Origin of the sequence: Sinorhizobium sp. 8-89, from assembly GCF_030124325.1 — a bacterium.
Lineage (GTDB): Bacteria > Pseudomonadota > Alphaproteobacteria > Rhizobiales > Rhizobiaceae > Sinorhizobium.
In genome coordinates this window covers 44811-62222 of record NZ_JASKLR010000020.1, presented here as the reverse complement: position 1 = coordinate 62222, position 17412 = coordinate 44811, and the positions used below count along the sequence as shown (strand labels likewise).

13 protein-coding genes and 1 pseudogene are annotated in these 17412 nt (G+C 62.0%); 12 read left to right on the top strand and 2 right to left on the bottom strand.

Features of this window, described 5'->3' with window-relative positions:
• Positions 1 to 103 precede the first annotated feature (103 nt).
• Positions 104 to 694, bottom strand: a complete 591-nt coding sequence (locus QN219_RS26270) for a L,D-transpeptidase (protein WP_284003078.1) — start codon at positions 692 to 694, stop codon at positions 104 to 106.
• 342 nt (positions 695 to 1036) lie between these two features.
• On the opposite strand from QN219_RS26270, the gene QN219_RS26265 reads away from it, so the two are divergent.
• The 6 genes from QN219_RS26265 (at position 1037) to QN219_RS26240 (ending at position 9418) form a co-directional block, all read left to right on the top strand.
• The gene (locus tag QN219_RS26265) at positions 1037 to 1792 is read left to right on the top strand and encodes an SDR family NAD(P)-dependent oxidoreductase (protein ID WP_284003076.1); all 756 of its coding nucleotides are present in this window, start codon (positions 1037 to 1039) and stop codon (positions 1790 to 1792) included.
• Between the two features lie 303 nt (positions 1793 to 2095).
• Positions 2096 to 3166, top strand: a complete 1071-nt coding sequence (locus QN219_RS26260; protein WP_284003075.1) for a LacI family DNA-binding transcriptional regulator — start codon at positions 2096 to 2098, stop codon at positions 3164 to 3166.
• Positions 3167 to 3201: 35 nt separating this feature from the next.
• Entirely contained in the window at positions 3202 to 3936 is a 735-nt protein-coding gene (locus tag QN219_RS26255; protein ID WP_284003074.1) for a transporter substrate-binding domain-containing protein, read from the top strand.
• An 89-nt stretch (positions 3937 to 4025) separates the two neighbouring features.
• Complete coding sequence (locus tag QN219_RS26250; RefSeq protein ID WP_284003071.1) at positions 4026 to 5678, top strand: amino acid ABC transporter permease; 1653 nt, start codon at positions 4026 to 4028, stop codon at positions 5676 to 5678.
• 10 nt (positions 5679 to 5688) lie between these two features.
• Positions 5689 to 6369: an SDR family oxidoreductase gene (locus QN219_RS26245; RefSeq protein WP_284003070.1), complete on the top strand. Its 681-nt coding sequence runs from the start codon at positions 5689 to 5691 to the stop codon at positions 6367 to 6369.
• 16 nt (positions 6370 to 6385) lie between these two features.
• Positions 6386 to 9418, top strand: coding sequence for an aminotransferase class III-fold pyridoxal phosphate-dependent enzyme (locus QN219_RS26240; RefSeq protein ID WP_284003069.1), 3033 nt, complete (start codon positions 6386 to 6388; stop codon positions 9416 to 9418).
• Between the two features lie 170 nt (positions 9419 to 9588).
• On the opposite strand, the gene QN219_RS26235 is transcribed toward QN219_RS26240, so the two are convergent.
• Positions 9589 to 10026, bottom strand: coding sequence for a VOC family protein (locus QN219_RS26235; RefSeq protein WP_284003068.1), 438 nt, complete (start codon positions 10024 to 10026; stop codon positions 9589 to 9591).
• A 264-nt stretch (positions 10027 to 10290) separates the two neighbouring features.
• Between QN219_RS26235 and QN219_RS26230 the strand changes: the two genes are divergently transcribed.
• The 6 genes and pseudogenes from QN219_RS26230 (at position 10291) to QN219_RS26205 (ending at position 17222) form a co-directional block, all read left to right on the top strand.
• On the top strand, positions 10291 to 11466 hold the full coding sequence (locus QN219_RS26230) for an ABC transporter ATP-binding protein (RefSeq protein ID WP_284003067.1): 1176 nt from the start codon (positions 10291 to 10293) through the stop codon (positions 11464 to 11466).
• Entirely contained in the window at positions 11459 to 12688 is a 1230-nt protein-coding gene (locus tag QN219_RS26225; protein WP_284003066.1) for a sugar ABC transporter substrate-binding protein, read from the top strand. Before QN219_RS26230 ends, QN219_RS26225 begins: the two co-directional genes overlap by 8 nt.
• A gap of 15 nt (positions 12689 to 12703) precedes the next feature.
• A complete protein-coding gene (locus tag QN219_RS26220) occupies positions 12704 to 13660 on the top strand; it encodes a sugar ABC transporter permease (RefSeq protein WP_284003064.1) in 957 nt (318 codons plus the stop codon).
• Positions 13653 to 14465: a carbohydrate ABC transporter permease gene (locus QN219_RS26215; RefSeq protein WP_284003061.1), complete on the top strand. Its 813-nt coding sequence runs from the start codon at positions 13653 to 13655 to the stop codon at positions 14463 to 14465. Before QN219_RS26220 ends, QN219_RS26215 begins: the two co-directional genes overlap by 8 nt.
• A gap of 3 nt (positions 14466 to 14468) precedes the next feature.
• Positions 14469 to 16172 carry an MGH1-like glycoside hydrolase domain-containing protein gene (locus QN219_RS26210; RefSeq protein ID WP_284003059.1) on the top strand — a complete coding sequence of 568 codons (1704 nt, stop codon included), beginning with the start codon at positions 14469 to 14471 and terminating at the stop codon, positions 16170 to 16172.
• A gap of 14 nt (positions 16173 to 16186) precedes the next feature.
• Positions 16187 to 17222 (top strand): annotated as a pseudogene (locus tag QN219_RS26205) (LacI family DNA-binding transcriptional regulator).
• The last annotated feature ends 190 nt before the right edge of the window (positions 17223 to 17412 follow it).

Genomic DNA, 17412 nt, shown 5'->3' with positions numbered 1-17412 from the left:
GAAAGGACACAGTTGCCATCCGGTTTGTCGTTGCCGAACTTTCAACGGTGTCCCAAAAACACACAGCTTCCTTGTTTATACCGAAAATTAAGGGGAAACACCATCAGATGATCAATACCTCGGTGCCTACGGGCGTGCGGCTGTAGAGATCGACGATGTCCTCGTTCGTCAGGCGGATGCAGCCGTTCGAAACCGCGTGGCCGATGGTCCACGGCTCGTTCGTTCCGTGCACGCGAAACATAGTGTCCTGTCCGCCGCGATAGAGATAAAGGGCCGATGCGCCAAGCGGATTGTGCGGCCCGCCGGAGACGCCGCCCGCATATTGCGCCAGGTGCGGCTTGCGTTTGATCATGCTGGCGGTCGGGGTCCATGAGGGCCACTCCGCCTTGCGGCCGACGACCGCCTTGCCTTTCATCGTGAGGCCTTCTTCTCCGACGCCGATCCCGTAGCGCATCGCCCAACCGCCCTCTTCGACGGCGTAAAGGTAACGCTGCGTTGTATCGACGACAAGCGTTCCGGGCGCCTCGTATCCTTCGTAGCGGACATGCCGCCTTCGGTAGCGGGGATCCACGCCGGAGGTACTTGGGAGCAGCGATGGGATTCCCACGCCTTGCCAGGTTGCACTACATCCAGAGGTCAACAGAGCCAGACTGCCCAAAACGAGCATCCGGCGCGTAATTTGGTCATTGTCCATCTTTACCTGCTGAGCAAATTGATGCGCCCCCGATTCGTCTTTAACACTGCGGCGCGTGGCGGCCAAGTGTTGCACGCCGATTAAGATGGCCGGCGAGGGTAGAAAGCGCGAACGGGGAACATCTTCGTTCGTTGTCGAAAGCATCTGCAGGATAAGCGTGGTATATCTGTGATGGCGCGTAGATCAGGCGAGTGAATAGGAGCGGGATCAACAGGCGGGTTCCCGGGAGCTTGCGGGGTTTTCAGGCCGGCGATTCAGTCGCCGCTCCGGGTAGGTTGTGAAACGTCTTGCGGCCCCGCGCCCGCTCGATTAGGTCGAACGACGGCAATAAGGATAGACAAAATGAAACTTGGCTTCGAGGGGAAGGTTGCGGTCGTGACCGGCGCGGGTTCCGGAATTGGCGCGGCTGTTTCCCGGCAGCTCGGTGGCGAGGGGGCCGAGGTCGTTGTTGCCGATCTGGATGCTGACGCCGCGCGCCGAATCGCCGCCGAGATTCGCTCGGTCGGAGGCAAGGCCCATGATTTCGCCGTCGATGTAGCCGACGCCGAAGCTGTGGAAAAGTTGGTAAAGTTCGCCGTCGAGGAATGCGGCGGCCTGCATCTGGCGGTCAACAATGCCGGGATCGATGGCATCCGCAAGCCGACGGCCGACTATCCGCTCGACGAATGGCACAAGGTGATGAGCGTCAACCTGAACGGCGTTTTCTACTGTATGAAGTATGAGATTGCCGCGATGCTGGCGCAGGGCGGCGGCGCGATCGTCAACATGTCTTCCATTCTCGGTTCGGTTGGTCTGCCGACTGCGGCCGCCTATACCGCAGCAAAGCACGGTTTGGTCGGCCTGACGAAGGTCGCCGCCATGGAATATGCGCGAATCGGCGTTCGCATCAATGCCGTCGGTCCCGGCTGGATCGAGACGCCGCTGTTGTCGGAGCATGCCGACATCGCGAGCACCCGGCGCATGATGTCGCTGCAGCCGATGGGAAGGCGCGGCACGCCGGAAGAGGTCGCCTCCCTCGTGTGCTTCCTCCTCTCCGAGCAAGCGAGCTTCATCACCGGAAGCGTCCACCTGGTGGACGGTGCCTACACTGCCCACTGAGGGCGCGCCTCCCGGCGGTGCTTCCGATCTTCTCAGGCTAACGACACTGCGGAAGGCAGCGGAACTGCTCGCCTTATTTTGATTCGTTTTGCCGGATCGTGAGACGGCGGACCGCTGCGCGCGGAACGCGATTGCCATTCCTGTTGTCGACTGTGCCTGCGACGCTACCTGACCGTGTGCTTCCGCGGAGGGAGGCGTGATTTCAACAACAACTCTATCAGCGATAAAAACGTTTATATTTTCGTTGAAATCGTTTTTATTGCCTGCTAGTGAACGCGATGTTGCCAAGGTCGGGGAGGACGCATGGCCGCGGAGAATCCCACAGCGCGCCGTAGCGCACCGCCAACGATCAAGACTCTGGCGGACATCACCGGCTATTCGATTGCCACGATTTCGAAGGCACTCCGCGGTTCACCGGTGGTCGCGCCCGCGACCCGGGAGGTGATCTTCAAGGCGGCGCGCGAGGCCGGTTATCAGGCCAATGCACGCGGCATGGCGCTTAGAACCGGCCGGACCTGCCAGGCAGCCGTGTTGATGCCGGTGACCGCGGCGCAAAACTACGAATGGGACGGCGTCGAATATACCCAGATCCTGAGCGGCATCAGCCAGGCGCTGGACGGCAGCGATTATCGCATGTCGGTGCATGTCGTTCGGGATGCGGCGGAGGGCTGTGATGTTGCACGCCGGGTCATCGACCAGGGGCTGGCCGACGGATTGATCTTTTCGGGCATCCTCGACGACGATCCGCGCATCGATCTTCTGGTGGAGAGCCGGTTTCCATTCGTATCGCTTGGCCGCTGCCGCCAACCGCTCGAGTATGCCCATGTCGATATCGACAACGAGTGGGCGGCGCATGCGGCGACGGCAAGGCTGATTGCTGGCGGTCACCGCCGCATCTCCCTCGTCAACCCGGAGCGGCGCCTTTCTTATGCGCTCGACAGGATCGACGGTTTTACGCGCGCTTTCCGCGAAGCGGGACTGCCAGCCTCTCATGATCTTGTCGTTGAGGGCGATCTTTCAACGCATTTCGGCAGGGAAAGCGCCGCTCGCCTCCTGCAGTCGGCGGAACCGCCGACGGCCTTTGTCTGCATCAACGAGTCGACGACCCTCGGCGTGCTTTCGGCGCTTGGCAGTCTCGGACGGCAGGTGGGCGTCGACATCGATGTCATCGCCTATGACGACATCAATGTCAGCGCCTATTTCACGCCGCCGATTACCACCTTCTACCAGCCGATCGAAGTTCTCGGGCGCACGCTCGGTGAGTTCCTGTTGCGGCGCATGGCGGGCGAGGAGCCAAAGGAACTGCGCCAGATCTTCCGGCCGAAGCTGATCGAGCGGCAGCCGGACAGCCTCGGCGGGCGTCTCGTCGGGTAGAGAGATCCACAATTCACAACGGAGGAGAAAACGTTGTGATTGCCCTTGCGCTGTCGGCCCTGGCATCCGGCGCCGCCCATGCCGTCGATCTCGGCGGCCAGCTCCTGAAAGTCGGCTCGGACACGACGTCGCCGCCGATGGAAAGCGTCGATCCGGCGACCGGTCAGGTCGTCGGATTCGACGTCGACGTGGTCAATGCCATCTGTGCCAAGATCAATTGCCAGGCGGAATTCGTGACCACCGGCTGGGACGGCATTTTCACCGCGCTCGATCAGGGCAACTTCGACCTCGTCGCCTCTGGCGTCTCGATCACCCAGGAGCGCAAGAAGGCCATGGACTTCTCCGACCCCTATATCGTCAACAGCCAGGCCGTGCTGGTGCGCGTCGAGGATCAGGGTGCGTCCCTCGATGATTTCAAGACCAAGGGCAAAAAGCTTTCCGCCCAGGCCAACACCACCGACGCGCAGGTCGCCGAGGGTGTCGTCGGCAAGGAGAACGTCGTTGCCTATGACAGTTTCAGCGCGGCGATCATCGCCCTCAAGAACAAGGATGTGGACGGCGTCGTCATCAACGGCGCCAATGCCGCGGCCTATGAACGCGAATTCGCCGGCGAGCTCGTTGTTGGGATCAAGGATCTCGAATCCGATCCGCTCGGCCTCGTCTTCCGCAAGGGCGACGCCAATGTCGCGGCCTTCAACGAAGGGCTGAAGATGATCAAGGACGACGGCACGCTGGATCAACTCGTCGACAAATATTGGGGCCTCAAATAGGCCGACCGCCGACTTGATCCGACTGTCCCGGAGCGCGTTGTCCGTTCCGGGACCAGGAACTTTCCGGAACATACTCCTCGGAGAAATGAATGTCGTTTCTGAGAAGCGTGCGGCCCAGCAATCTGATCATCCTGACCGCGCTGCCATTCATCGTCTATCTCTTTGCTTCCTCCGGGGACTACCAGCGCTCGCTACGGGCGATACTCGGCGTGGAGAACGGTTCCTCCACCTTCGTACCGGGCTTTCTGGCCTTGATGATCGCGTTTGCGTCCGGCATCGCCGTTCTGTTCCTTTCGCGGACGAAGGCATACCGCCCGCGGCTGTCGACGGCGGCCGCCATACTCAATCTCGTGGCCGCCGCCGTCCTTCTCTCAAGCGGCACCATTCATCCCTTCGTTGCCTCCGTCGTCGCCAATGGCGTCGACCCCTTCACGTCTTCTCTCGTGGTCAAGGGCGTGACGCCCCGCCAGTTGTCGGAAGCGGCCGACCTCGCGGTGCACGGTGTCGAATCCGTACTCTATCCGGCCTATTTCGGGATGACCCTGCTGGGACTTGGCCTTTTCTTCGCCGGCACGCGCAAGACCGACGCGGCGGACACCCGGCTCCGCCGCGTCGGCGCCTGGATCCTCGGTTTCGTCAATGGCGCGGGTTTGATCTTCATCTTTTTCTTCGCACACATCGCCTTTGCCGCCGGGGTTGCGACGACGATCCGCGCCGCCATCGCCGCCTATATTCTCGCGGCGGTCATGGGGCTCATCTGGGTCGGCCTGCTGCAACTGCACTACACCGCACGCACGAGCCTGCTTTTCGCGCTGGCGACCCTTGCACTTGCCCTCGCGTCCGCCTGGTTCCTGCTGCAGCCGCGCGAGGCCTATGTGCTTGCTGGCTCGCTCGAAGGCAAGGTGGCTATCGTCAGCAACACGCCGTCCGGCCTGATCGGTGCTGTGCGCTTCGGCCAATATCCGGGTGCGCCCGAAAACGAGTCCGCCGTCAGGACCTTCCTTGGACCGACCGAAGCGGTCGCGGCCGCGGAGAAGAAGGACGTGACGGCTGCGCTTTTACCTAAGGCGGCAGCTCCCGCAGGTTGGCGGGTACTCTGGGAAACCGAAGCGCTGAACGACCGGGACCGGTCGGCTGGCATCACCTTCGCGGTGCTCGCCATCATCCTCGGCCTGCTCACCTTCGGCGGCTACCTGCATCGGCGCCATCCGCTGGCGATCGGATCGGAGTTCGTCGTCGATACCATTCGCGGCATACCGATGCTGGTGATTGTGCTCTATGTCGGACTGCCCCTGAGCGGCGCCTTGAAGGACGCGACCCAAGGCGTCTTCGACCCGCCTAACCTGATGCGCGGCATCGTCGCGATGGCGCTTGCCTATTCCGCCTATCTCGCCGAAATCTTTCGCTCCGGCATCAATGCCATTCCCGTCGGCCAAATCGAGGCGGCGCGCAGCATCGGTCTCAACCGCTGGCAGACGGCGCGGCTCGTCGTGCTGCCGCAGGCCTTCCGGATCATCATCCCGCCGCTCGGCAACGAGTTGATCGCCATCCTCAAGGACACGTCGCTGCTGTCGATCCTGTCGATCCGCGACATCACCCAGCGCATGCGCGAGTTCCAGTCGGCAAGCTTCCTGCCCTTTGCGCCCTATAACTCGGCAGCGATCTTCTACATCTTCCTGACGCTTGCAGCGGCGAGCCTCGTCAACATGATCGAGCGAAAATATGACATCAAGCATCGATAGGAGGAGCACCATGACCGGCCCCACGGTCCTGATCACCGGCGCTTCCCGCGGTCTCGGCCTGGAGCTCGCACGGCTCTATGCCGATTCTGGCTGGCAGGTGATTGCCTGCGGGCGTTCCGTCTCGGCTTCGGTTGACCCCAGGCTCGCCCGGCGAAGGCTGGATGTCGCCGATAGCAATTCGATTGTCACATTGGCGCGCGAACTCGACGGCCTGCCGATCGACCTCCTGATCAACAATGCCGGAATTCGCGGCGACACGGGCGGCTTGGCGACGCTCGATCCGGAGGAGTTCCTCGAGGTCATGCGCGTCAACGCATTGGCCCCGCTTCTTCTGGTGCGGGCGCTTCTATCCAACATCCTCGCCGGCGAGCGCCGGATCGTCGCCAATATCAGCAGCCGTGCGGGATCGCTGGTTGAGGGCACGCTCGACGATGACGAGGGCGACTATGCCTATCGCTGCTCCAAGGCGGCGCTGAACATGGCGACGGTGAAGCTCGCTCAGGATCTGCGTAAGCGCGGAGTTGCGGTTCTGTCGCTGCATCCCGGCTGGGTAAAGACCGACATGGGCGGCGAGGCGGCGACAGTCCCGATCGCGGAGAGCGCAGCCGGGCTCAAAGCGGTCATCGACAAAGCGGGGCTCGCCAATAGCGGCAGCTTCCTCGCTTTCGACGGCAAGCGGGTTTCATGGTGAGAATGTGAGCGGGATCATGACCACGAAGGATTTGGGCGGACAGGAGATAGCGGCGATCAAAAAGCTGCTGACCGGGACCTATGGGATGGAGGGAGAGATCTCCGCGCTGCCGGGCGAACACGACCTCAATTTCCGTGTTCGCGCGAGCGACGGCAGTGAATTCCTGCTGAAGCTGCACGCGGCGGGTGCTTCGGAAGAGCTCGACATGCAGGTCGCCGTTCTCGAGCACCTGGCCCTGGCAGCGCCGGCATTGCCCGTCTCCCGCGCCCTGCCGGATCGTTCCGGCGCGCTGCTCAGTTCCGTCGACTTCAAGGGAGCGCGCCTTGCCCGGCTCCTCACCTGGCTGCCCGGCGAAACCTGGGCGGGAGCTTCGAACCGCAGCGCTGCAAGCGTCGAGACATTGGGAGCCTTGCTCGGCGCGCTCGACCGCGCCTTGACGGGCTTCGATCATCCGGGTGCAGGGCGCGTTTATGGCTGGGATCTCGCTCAGGCCGAGATGCATCGCGCCCATGTCGATCTGATCGCGGACGAGGAAAAGCGCAACGTGGTTCGCGCCATTCTCGATCATTTCGTTTCCGCCGTGCTGCCGCGCCTGAAGGCTTGCCCGCGGCAGGTGATCCACAACGACGCCAATGATTACAATGTGCTTCTCGACGCCGATGGACGCGTCAGCGGCCTGCTCGACTTCGGCGACATGGTCGAGACTTTTCGCGTCATCGAGATCGCGGTGGCCTCCGCCTATGCTCTGATCGGCGCGGAGGATGCGGTTGGCACCATCGCCCGCCTTGCCGGCGCTTATCACGACGTCAACCCGCTTACGGAAACCGAAGTCGAGCTGATCTTCGACCTCGTGCGCACGCGCTACGCCGTCAGCATCTGCGTGGCAGCAAAACAGATCCGCGAGAATCCCGAGAACACCTATCTGCTCGTCAGCCAAAAGGATGTCTGGCGCGAACTGCAGCGGATCGAGCGCGAAAACCGCGCAATTGCCGTTGCTCGCCTTCGGGATGCCTGTGGCTTCGAACCGGTTCCCACGGCGGCGCGGATCGTGCGCTGGCTCGAGCGGAACGCCCATGATTTTTCGAGAATCATAAGGCCGGCAGTCTCGAAGCCGAAGGCAGCGGTCTTCGATTTTTCGGCAAGCGGGCTCGCTGCGAACGACTGGGCGACACTTGACAAGGCGAAGGCGGAAGCCCGGATCGAGGAGCTTATCCGCGACGAGGGCGCGGACTTCGGCCTTGGCCTTTATGGCGAGGACCGCGCGGTCTACAAGGGGGATGCCTATCGCACGACGGTCGCGAGCCAGCGGCGCACCGTCCATCTCGGCGTCGATATTTTTGCGCCGGCCGGCGAATCCGTTCATGCACCGTTTGCGGGCAAGGTCGCCTTCTACCATGACGACGCCGTGGCGCACGGTTTCGGTCCGACGGTGCTCATTGAGCACGTGACCGCCGAGGGTGACGTGTTCTGGACGCTTTACGGTCACCTGTCGCGCGAGAGCGCGGAAAAACTTGCGATCGGTCAGCCGATCACCAAGGGGGAGGCTTTCGCGGCCCTAGGCGCCCGCGATGAAAACGGCGGTTGGGTGCCGCATCTGCATTTCCAGATCGTTACCGATCACCTCGGTCTCGAAGCGCGGATGCATGGCGTCGGCGTGCGCGACCAATGGCAGGTCTGGCGCGAAGTGAGCCCTGATCCGAGCGTCGTGCTCGGGCTTTCGGTGCCGGCCTCGGTAACCGTTTCGCGCGACAAGGAATTTCTGGTGCGCGAACGCCATCGCCGCATCGGCCGGTCGTTGAGCATCGCCTATAGCGCGGCGCCGCTCAAGATCGTCGGCGGCGAAGGTGCCTATCTGATCGACGAGGAGGGCACCCGCTGGCTCGACATGGTCAACAATGTCTGCCATGTCGGCCACTGCCATCCGCGTGTGGTCAAGGCGGCCGAGACGCAAATGGCGCGGCTCAATACCAATTCGCGCTATCTGCACGACAGCCTGGTCGAATATTCGCGGCGGCTGACCGCACTCTTCCCCGACCACCTGAACGTCTGCTTCTTCGTTAATTCCGGCAGCGAGGCGAATGATCTCGCGATCCGGCTCGCCCGTGCCTATACCGGCAACCGCGACATCATCACGGTCGATCACGCCTATCACGGCCATCTCTCGAGCCTGATCGACGTCAGTCCCTATAAATTCGCCGGCAAAGGCGGGGAGGGCAGGCCGGCGCATGTGCGCGTCGCCGAGATGCCGGATCTCTACCGCGGCCGCTACCGTTACGGCGATGCCGATGCGGGGGCGAAATATGCCGAAGACGTCAAACGTCAGGTCGAAGCGCTGGCGGCGGAAGGCCGCAAGCCGGCGCTGTTCTTCAGCGAGGGCATTTTGGGGACCGGCGGCCAATTGGTCCTGCCGGAGGGATATCTGAAGCAGGCTTACTCCCATGTGCGCGCTGCCGGAGGATTGTGCCTGGCGGACGAGGTGCAGGTGGGCTTCGGCCGTGTCGGCACTCACATGTGGGCGCACGAGACCCAAGGCGTCGTGCCCGATATCGTCACCATGGGAAAGCCGATCGGCAACGGTCATCCGATGGCGGCCGTTGTCACCACCGAGGCGATCGCGGCGACCTTTGCCAATGGGATGGAGTATTTCAATACGTTCGGCGGCAATCCGGTTTCCGCGGAGATCGGCCTTGCGGTACTCGACGTCATTCGCGACGAGCGGCTGGTGCACCATTGCGCGGTCGTCGGCAAGCGTTTGATGGATGGTGCGCGCCGGCTGGCGGAGCGGCACCCAATCATCGCTGACGTGCGTGGCCATGGTCTTTTTAACGGCATAGAACTCGTGCGCGATCGAGAAACCCTGGAGCCGGCCGCGAGCGAACTCGACTTTGTCATTGCCGAAATGAAGAGGAAGTACCGGATCCTGCTTTCAAGCGAGGGGCCGCATCACAACGTGCTGAAGATCAAACCGCCGGCGCCCTTTAGCGCCGAGAACAGCGACTATTTCCTCGATGCGCTCGACGAGGTGCTGGCAAGTGTTTCGAGCGGTTGATCAACCGGTCGCGGGGCGGAGCCGGCCAGAGTCAATCCGGCTGCAGTGGTGTCAACACCCCCTCTGCCCTGCCGGGCCGACCGTGGAGGGATGGACCTCGAACAGGCGGGGCCGCCTCGGACGCGCTCGCTGACATTGGTCACTCGTCGCCATTTGTCTTCGTATCGCCCTCAGCTAGTTTCTTGGGCGAGTCCGATGAGCAGCCCTTCAGGCCCACGAATGTAGCAGAGCCGATACGCGTCTTTATACTGGACCACTTCGCCTACGAGCTGCACGCCGCGCGTACGGAGCCTTTCAAGCGTCTCGTCGATGTCGTCCACGGTGAACATGACGCGGAGGTAGCCGAGAGCGTTGACCGGGGCGTTCCGGTGATCTGCGACGACAGGCGGCGTGAGGAAGCGGGAGAGCTCGAGCCGGCTGTGTCCATCAGGTGTGCGCATCATGGCAATCTCGACACGCTGATCACCCAGTCCAGTGACACGTCCGGCCCATTCTCCTTCGATCGTGGCCCGCCCTTCGAGCTCAAGGCCGAGTTCGCCAAAGAAATCAATCGCGCCTCCGAGGTCTTCGACGACGATTCCAACGTTGTCCATCCGCTTGAGCGCCATGTTCCCAATCTCCAAGGTGTCGTGCCAAATCTACAAGATGTCGCCTAGTCCAACAACGCACGCTTGACATGCCCCCAACACGGCGGCCATCGCTGCTGTCGACATCAGAAACTTGAATCATGGCCGCCTGAAACCGCCACCTTGAAACGGTCTCTGAATTTTCGCTTTACACGTAAGTTAAACGTTTTTTTCGTCTATAAAAACGTTTAACTATGTGGTGCATCGAAGGCAGCGATCGCCTCGTGCGCTTTGGGGAGAGATTTTTTGGCAGCGATCCGCATCGAAAATCTTTGCAAGGGCTTCGGCTCGCTGGAAGTGTTGAAGGGCATCGACCTCGACATCGCCGACGGTGAGTTCGTCTGCTTTCTCGGCCCATCGGGCTGCGGCAAGAGCACGTTGCTGCGCTCGATCGCCGGGCTCGAAAATCTCGACGGCGGCTCGATCCGCCTTGGCGAGCGTGACATCACCGACTTGCCGTCGGCGAAGCGCGACATTGCGATGGTGTTCCAAAACTACGCGCTCTACCCGCACATGAACGTCCGCAAGAATCTCTCTTTCGGCCTGGCGCTGAACGGCATGAAGCGCGACGAGATCGATCGGCGCGTCACGAACGCGGCCGAGGTGTTGCGTATTACCGAGCTTCTGAACCGCAAGCCGCGCCAGCTTTCCGGTGGCCAGCGCCAGCGCGTGGCGATCGGCCGGGCGATTGTGCGCGAGCCGAAGCTGTTCCTGCTCGACGAGCCGCTCTCCAATCTCGATGCGGGGCTACGCGTGACGATGCGTGTCGAGCTCGCGGCCCTGCACGAGCGTCTCGCCGTGACGATGATCTATGTGACGCATGATCAGGTGGAAGCGATGACGCTCTCCGATCGCGTTGTCGTGCTCGACAAGGGCAAGGTCAGCCAGTTCGGCACGCCGCTGGAACTGTTCTATCGGCCGGCAAACCTCTTCGTCGCAGGGTTCATCGGCTCCCCCCGCATGAATTTCGTCAACGCCAACGTGGCGGACGAGTGCGAGACGGGCCTGAGGCTTGCCGGCGGCGGGCTCGCGCGGGAGCTTTCGCTCGACACGCTTTCGCCCGCGCCGATCGGCCGCGACTGCCCCGTGACGCTTGGAATTCGCCCGAACAAGTTGGAGTTGACATCGCCCGATGAAGCGCATCTTGCCGGCAATGTCAGGCTCGTCGAACGCCTCGGCACCGAAAGCCACGTCCATATCAGCCTCGAAGGCGGCGGTGATCTGACCGCGGTCGTGCGCGGCACGCATCCCGTCTCAACCCGCGAGCGCGTCCATATCCGCATTCCTTCCGAGCATTGCCATCTCTTCGATGCCGACGGGAAGGCGATCGAACGGCCGCTCGATGCCGAGACGCGGGCGCTCATCAATCAAGAAGAGGGAAGGGGCCCGCGCGGCCCGGTTTTGGAGGAGAGACATGCATAAGATGACGAAGTCGATCGCCGGCTCGTTTTTGGCGCTCGCGCTAACGGGAGCGACCACGCGGGCGGAAGAGACCTTGCGTTTCGCGACCTGGGACACGGATGAAAGCCTTGCAATCCAGCAGGCGATCGCAAAGAAATTCGAGGAAAAGCATCCGGGCGTGAAGGTTCAGGTCGAACCCTATGCGGACGGTTACGACCAGAAGCTCGTCGCCGCCTTCGGCGCCGGCAATCCGCCGGACGTCATGTATATGTGGAATTTTCCGCAATATTACACGTCGTTGATGCCGCTCGACGAGCTGATCGCGCGCGATGCCGCCGAGATCAAGCCGGACGATTTCCCTCAAGGGTTGATGAACACGACGCGCGTCGAGGGCAAGACCTACGGCATGCCCTCGGGCTTCACCACCCAGGTCGTCTTCTACAACAAGGACATGTTCGCCAAGGCCGGCGTTGAGCAGCCGAAGGACGGATGGACCTGGGAGGACCTCCGCGCCAAGGCTGCGAAGTTCCGCGATGAGGCGAACAAGGTCTATGGCTTCGCCGTCGACGCCAAACCGGACCCCTATGACTTCGAGCAGTTCCTGTGGTCGAACGGCACTAAATACATCTCCGACGACGGCAAGGAGATCGATGGCTATATGAACAGCGATGCGGCCGCCGAGGTGCTCGACATGTTCGCCGATATGGCCAAGTCGCACGAGGCGGTGACCCTCAATCTCGGCGACGATACGTCGGGCGGGACGCTCTTCAAGGGCGGCAAGATCGCCATGTTCCAGAGCGCCATGTGGTCGAAGGCGGGCATCGATGCTGCCGGCTTCAACTATGGCGTGGCGCCGCTGCCGAAGTTCGGCGACCATGTCGCCCATTCGGCGCTCGGTGTATCGGCGATTTCGATCGCCAAGGACGCCACCCATCCGGATCTCGCCTGGGAATTCGTAAAGTTCTTCTCCTCGCCGGAAGCGGTTGCCATGCGCACCAACGACCTGCCGGTCCGCACCAGCGTCGCCGAAGCGAAGGGCATGACCAAGGACCCGGTCTACAAGCCGTTCTTCGACATCCTCGCCACCTCGAACATTGAAATCCACGCGTATTTGAAGAACGAGAACTGGGGCAAGATCCAGGACAACCTGGCGCGCGCCATCGAGGCGACGATGATCGATCAGGGCAACGCCAAGGCGCATCTGGACGATGCCGTGGCTCGCTCGAAGCGACTGTTGAAATAAGCGAGGAACGGGGAAATGGATATGGCCTATGCCGGAACGCAGACAGGAGCGGCGCGCCGCAAGCGTGCGAGCGTCAGGCGCCACATTGCGCCCTATCTGTTCATTTCCCCGTGGATTCTCGGTTTCCTGTTCTTCACGCTCGGGCCGCTCCTGTTCTCGCTGACGATGAGTTTCTTCGACTGGCCGGTGGTCGGCGAGCGCACCTTCGTCGGCCTCGACAACTACCGTTCGATGTTCACCGAGGACCCGCAGTTCTGGGAGAGCCTCTGGATCACCGTGAAGTTCGCGGCGATCTACGTGCCGTTCAACATCGTCATGTCGTTCTTCCTGGCGCTGATGCTGCACCACGTGACCTTTGCCAGCGGCTTCTTCCGCACCGCCTTCTATCTGCCAAGCGTCATTTCCGGCGTCGCCCTGGTGACGATCTGGAGCTGGATCTACAGCAGGGAATACGGGCTCTTGAACTTCATGCTGTCGCTCGTCGGCATCGACGGCCCGAACTGGCTCGGCGATCCCAATCTTGCGATCGTCGCGATCATCATCGCCAGTCTCTGGGGGCTCGGCGGCACGATGCTGATTCTGCTCACCGGCCTCAAGGCGATCCCGAAGGAGCTTTACGAGGCCGCGACCATCTCTGGCGTGCCCGGCTGGGCCCAAATGCTGTTCATCACGCTGCCGATGCTCGGGCCGATGCTCATCTTCACCTTCATCACCTCGATCATCTCCGCCTTCCAACAACTGACGATCGCGCTGCTTTTGACGAAGGGCGGTCCGCTCGGTTCAACTTATTTCTTCGCCATGTATGTCTACGACAACGCCTTCAAATATTTCGACATGGGTTATGCCGCGGCCGGCTCCTGGGTGATGTTCGTCATCGTGCTTGCCTTGAGCCTCGTGGTGATGCGCTGGTCTGCCGCCTGGGTCTACTACGAAGGCGAGATCCGCCAGGCCGACGGAGAGCGCAATGCGTAAGACCTTCCTCTATTCGGCGCTGATCCTTGCCTCCGCGCTCTTCATCGCGCCCTTCTACTGGACTTTCGTGACGGCGATCAAAAGCTCGGCCGAACTCTATCAGTTCCCGCCGGTCTTCTGGCCGTCCGAATGGCACTGGGAGAACTTTGCCGCCGCCTGGAGCAAGCAGCCGTTCGGCACCTATCTCACGAACTCGCTGATCGTCGTCGTCTTCTCGACGGTCGGGCAACTACTCTCGAGTTCGCTCGTCGCCTTCGGCTTTGCCCGCTTTCGATTTCCCGGGCGCGATGCGCTCTTCATCCTGTTGCTCGCAACGATGATGATTCCGTGGGACGTGAAGATGATTCCGCTCTACATGGAGTTCAACATGCTGGGCTGGATCAACACGCTCAAACCATTGATCGTGCCTGCCTATTTCGCTGACGCGTTCTTCGTCTTCCTGCTCCGGCAATACATCATGACGGTGCCGATGGAGATCGACGAGGCGGCGCGGATGGACGGGGCGAACAGCTTCGACATTTATTGGCGCATCCATCTGCCCCTGATGATGCCGGCGCTGGTGCTCGTCGGGACCTTCCACTTCATGAATGCCTGGAACGATTATCTCGGCCCGCTGATCTTCCTCAACGACCAGTCGAAATACACGCTGACGCTCGGGCTTTCGATGTTCAAGGGCCTGCATGAGGTCGACGTGACCTCGATCGCGGCGATCACCGTGATCCTCTGCCTGCCGCCGCTCGTGCTCTTTTTCCTGGCGCAACGCTACATCATGGATGGCGCGGTCGGCTCATCGGTGAAAGGTTAGGCCATGCTGTTCGATATCGAGCATGTTCCCTTCAGCCGAAGGGGACGGTTCCTGACGCTGTCGATGATGCGGGTGCCGGGCCGTGAGAGCGAGCGCGCCCTCTATCTGAGACACGTCAGCGGCGGTGACGAGCGTCCCTCGCTTGGTCGACTCTGCCGCGTCGAATTCCTGGATCGGACAGGAGAAATCGCCGAGGCTCGCTTGGAGCTGTCGCCGGACCAGTTCGTCGCGCGGATCGGCGAGGGTTGCGTGCGTTTCGTGATCGGCGAGGGCGAGCGGCTGTATCTGAAAGGCGAACGCGGGGGCGTTCGCTTCCATCTCGAAGGCTCGCGCTACGACTATGTCTACCGCACGCCCGCCGGCGAGGATTGCCTCGTCGCGGCCGCCGAGAACGTCAAGTTCATTCCAAGAGTCGTTTCAGGAGATCTTGCCGTCTCTGGTGAATGGCAGCGCGATCGTTCGACCGAGGTCTCTTTCGCCTTCTCCGGTGAAGGCGGCTTCGAAGGCAACGTGGATTTTTTCCGCGCGCTGCCGCCGCTGGAAAAGCCGGGCGGCTTCGACGCGGCACATGCCGGCGTGGCGGCGGAGTTTTCCGCCTGGTATCGATCGGTACCCGCAGGCGTGGCGGGCGGAGAGGAAGCGCGCCGGCTTGCCGCCTACCTGCTCTGGGCGAATGCCGTGCCCGCCGGCGGCGCGCTGACGCGGCCGGCGATCTACATGTCGAAAAATCACATGATCAACATCTGGAGCTGGGACAACGCTTTCTCGGCGCTGGGTGTGGCGGCTTTCGATGAAAAGCTCGCCTTCGATCAGTTTGCCGCGATCTTCGATCATCAGCACCCCTCCGGCCTCTTGCCCGACTATGTGAACGACCGCGACGTGCTCTTCGCCTTTACCAAGCCGCCGGTGCACGGCTGGGCGGTGTCCTTGATCGCCGCGGCGCAGCCGGATTTCCTGACGCCCGAGCGCAAAGCCTATCTTTGCACTGCGATCGGCCGGCAGATTGCCTATTGGCTGACGTGTGCGCGAGCCGGCGAACACGAACTGCCGAGCTATTTTCATGGCAACGACAGCGGCTGGGACAATGCGAGTTTCTTTGCCAAGGGCGGTCCGGTTCTTTCTCCCGACCTGCCGGTGTTCCTGATCCTTGCCTGCGACGCCCTTGCCACGCTGCTCACGGACAATGCCAGCCGTGCCGCCGTCTGGTCCGAGACGGCCGACAGGCTGCACGCGCTGCTGATCGACCGGCTGTGGACCGGCGAGACATTTGGCGCGCGGCTCGCAAGCGATCCGGGCCGCGTTGTCGACGGGGAAAGCCTGATCCAGTTCATGCCGTTGCTTCTCGGCAAGCGCCTCCCGGCGGCGATCAGTAAAAGGCTTGTCGCCAGGCTCAAGGCGGGCGGCTTCATCACCGAATGGGGACCGGCGACCGAGAGCCCGCAGAGCCGCTTCTACGAGGACGACGGCTATTGGCGTGGGCCGATCTGGGCGCCGACGACCTACCTCCTCTGGGACGGCCTGCGTCGGCAGGGCGAGGGCGCATTGGCGCGAGAAATCGCGCAAAAGTTCTGTGCACTTGCCAACAAAAGCGGTATGGCCGAAAACTTCGACGCACGGTCGGGGAGGGGCTTGCACGACCGGGCGTTCGCCTGGACGTCGGCGGTCTATCTGCTGCTGGCGCAATCCCTTCGCGACGAAAACCGGTAAAGAGTTGAACGGCGATGCAGCGACCGACGATCAAGACCATTGCGCAGGAGACGGGGCTGTCGATCGCCACCGTGTCCAAGGCGTTGAAACACTCGCCGCAGGTTCGTCCGGAAACGCGCGCGATCGTCTTCGATGCCGCCGAGCGGATCGGCTACGAGCTTAATCTTCACGGCGTGCAGTTGCGTACCGGCAAGACCTTTCAGGTCGCCGCGATCATGACGGCGCCGGGGCCGAAGCAGGACGAATGGGAAGGCGTCGAATACGCTCAACTCCTGAGCGGTATTTCCTGGGCGCTGGAGGAAAGCCCTTACCGCGTCGCCCTTTTTGCAGTGCGCGATTTCGAGGAAAGTCTCGCGACGATCAAGCAGATCGTCTCGCTGAAAAAGGCGGACGGCATCATCATTTCCGGTACGCGCGCCGACGATCCGCGCATCCGTGTGATGCAGGAGGCGGATTTTCCCTTCGTCACCTATGGCATGAGCATCGAGAACGAGCCGCACGCCTATGTGGACGCCGACAACCAGCAAATGATCCGCATATCGATGGCGCGCTTGGTCGCGCGCGGGCACCGGCGCATCGCCCTGCTCAATCCGGTGGAGCAGCTGACCTACGGCATTGTTCGGCTTAACAGTTACCGGCAAGCGCTCGACATCGCGGGCCTTCCCTATGATCCGGCCCTGGTCGCCCACGGGCGGCTGACCCCGGCCTTCGGTCGGGAAAACGTGATCGCCATGTCTCAACTTACGGATCCGCCGACCGCCTATATCTGCGCCAACGAGGCCACCGCGCTTGGTGCCTTCTCCGGCTTCCACGCGCGGTGGCCTCGTCCATGGTCGCGACGCGGTCATCAATGCCACCGACGACTTGAACGTCAGCCAGTATTTCGCGCCGCCGATCACCACCTATTACTTGCCGATCGGCGAACCGAGCGCGCTGCTTGGCAAATTCATCCTGCGCCGCATGGAGGGCGAACAACCGGAGGCGCTGCAAATTCTGCTGATGCCCGACCTTATCGAGCGATGCGACGATCGCCTCAGGCCGGAGCGCTAGAGCCAGAAAAGTGTGTAGCCGCTTTCCCTGCGGACCTGCGTAATTTCAAAGGGTTGGAGTAATTCCACGGCTTCAATGAAACGGCGAAAAGTTCTAGGAACGGCGGCGCGCAGCGTCTCTCCGACCGAGAATATAAACGTTTTTATCCCGGCGCCCGCCGGCTCGTTGCTGCGACGAAGGCTTCGCCTGC